This window comes from Bacillus sp. CD3-5, from assembly GCF_006349665.1.
Taxonomy (GTDB): domain Bacteria; phylum Bacillota; class Bacilli; order Bacillales; family Bacillaceae_G; genus Bacillus_A; species Bacillus_A paranthracis.
Genome location: NZ_VEPX01000049.1, coordinates 1 through 523, shown reverse-complemented (window position 1 = coordinate 523; position 523 = coordinate 1). Strand labels below are relative to the sequence as shown.

Annotated in this window: 1 rRNA gene; it reads right to left on the bottom strand. The window is 53.2% G+C overall.

Annotated elements, in window-relative coordinates:
• A 23S ribosomal RNA gene (locus FH036_RS26935) occupies positions 1-523 on the bottom strand; the annotation flags it as partial.

Genomic DNA, 523 nt, shown 5'->3' with positions numbered 1-523 from the left:
CCCTTATGCCTTTGCACTCTACGAATGATTTCCAACCATTCTGAGGGAACCTTTGGGCGCCTCCGTTACACTTTAGGAGGCGACCGCCCCAGTCAAACTGCCCACCTGACACTGTCTCCCGGGTCGATAAGACCCGTAGGTTAGAATTTCAATACAGTCAGGGCGGTATCCCACCAGCGCCTCCACCGAAGCTAGCGCTCCGGTTTCAAAGGCTCCCGCCTATCCTGTACAAACTGTACCAAAATTCAATATCAGGCTACAGTAAAGCTCCACGGGGTCTTTCCGTCCTGTCGCGGGTAACCTGCATCTTCACAGGTACTATAATTTCACCGAGTCTCTGGTTGAGACAGTGCCCAAATCGTTACACCTTTCGTGCGGGTCGGAACTTACCCGACAAGGAATTTCGCTACCTTAGGACCGTTATAGTTACGGCCGCCGTTTACTGGGGCTTCAGTTCAGAGCTTCGCTTACGCTAACCCCTCTCCTTAACCTTCCAGCACCGGGCAGGTGTCACCCCCTATAC